Genomic DNA, 1,681 nt, shown 5'->3' with positions numbered 1-1,681 from the left:
CCGGGTCGGCGGTCCAGTTGCGTGCGTGTGACGGCACCGCGGCGCAGCGGTTGACCCGTACGGTGGCCGGGCAGTTGCGGCACACCGGGTCCGGTCTGTGTCTGGCGGTCGATGGTGGTGCGACCGTGAACTCGACGCCGGTCGTGCTGGCCGTGTGTGATGCTGCCGCGACCGGTCAGGTGTGGTCGGCGCAGGACGAGACCCGGCACGTCTACGGTCCGGACGGGGCGCGGTTGCTGACCGTGCAGGACCGGCGGGCGACGCTGCACCTGGCCGACGCGGTGGTCACGGTGGCCGCTGGTGGGGTGAACGTCAACAGTCAGCGTAGCTACGCGGTGCCGGGTGGCGGCATGCTGCGGTACGCCTACGGGTCGGCGTCGGTCCAGTTGGCGGCGGTCGCGGCCGATCATCAGGGCAGCCCGTACGCGGAGGTCGGTTCGACCCTGTCGGGGATGCCGGTACGGGTCCTGAAGCGGGATCCGTTCGGTAACCCCCGCGCGGTCGACGTGCTGGCCACGAATCTGAAGACCCGGGCCGGGTTCCTGGGCGCGACCCCGGACGAGGCGTCCGGCTACACCCCGTTGGGGGCACGCCTGTACGACCCGGTGGTGGGCCGGTTCCTGTCCGCCGACCCGGTCCTCGATGTGGCGGACCCGTTGCAGTCCAACGGCTACGCGTACGCGCACAACAACCCGGTCACCCACGCCGACCCGTCGGGTCTGTCGATCAGCCTGACCGCGTCGGAGCGGGCGGCGGCGTTGGCCGGTGCGGGTCTGTCCACCGCGCAGGTCGCCCAGGCCCGGTCGGCCGCGGGCCGGTCCATGACGTCGGTCATCCTGTCGGTGGCCTGGGACGTGCTCAAGGAGTTCATCGGCCTCAACGCCGCGCTGGGCTGCTTCGGCGGCGACGTGTGGTCCTGCGTCGACCTGGTCACCGAGTTCGTGCCCGCCTTCAAACTGTTCAAAGCGTTCGGCAGGATCGTCAAGGCCGTCGAACGCACCTTCTCCGCGATCAGGGCCTGGCAGAAAGCGAAAAAGGCCGCCCAGGCGGTGCTGCGGGCGGCCCGCGCCGCCGAAACCGCCGCGTTGAACGCGAAGAAGGCCGCCGCCGAACGGGCCAAACGCGCCGCCCAGGCCGCCGCGAAGAAAGCCGCAGACAAGGCCAACACCACCAGCAGCAAAGCTGTCAACGCGTCGAAGAAGACCGGCAACCCCGTCCAGAAACAAGCCCAGGCCAAAACCAACCCCAAAGCCTCCACCAGCAGCGGAGGCGGCGGCCGGACCAGCGCAGGAGGCGGGAGCGGCAAGGCGAGCTCCAAACCCGGCGGCAACACCGGCGCCAGCTCACGCTCCAACGGCGGATCCAGCGGCGGAGGAGACAAACCCGCCGACAGTTGCCCGCTGAACAACAGCTTCACCCCCGGCACCAAGGTCCTGATGGCCGACGGCACCACCACGCCGATCGAGGACGTCAAGCCCGGTGACAAGGTCATCGCCACCGACCCCGAAACCGGCACCACCAGCGTCGAGACCGTCACCGCCACCATCACCGGCGACGGCGTCAAACACCTCGTCACCATCACCATCGACACCGACGGCCAACACGGCGACGAGGGCAGAGACCCAGACACCACCAACGGCCACAGCGACCCCGGTGTCGCCCAGATCACCGCCACCGACGG

The 1,681-nt window shown here is 70.0% G+C and carries 1 protein-coding gene; it reads left to right on the top strand.

All coding sequences use genetic code 11. The features are described 5' to 3' along the window. Positions 1 to 1,681, top strand: a 1,681-nt coding sequence (locus tag ACXAHD_RS32035) for an RHS repeat-associated core domain-containing protein (RefSeq protein ID WP_475055150.1), incomplete at both ends; no start/stop codon positions are given.

Source organism: Micromonospora sp. ABR4_055 (assembly GCF_056160425.1).
The sequence above is the reverse complement of the archived record's forward strand: the minus strand, read 5'-3'. Positions and strand labels throughout refer to the sequence as shown.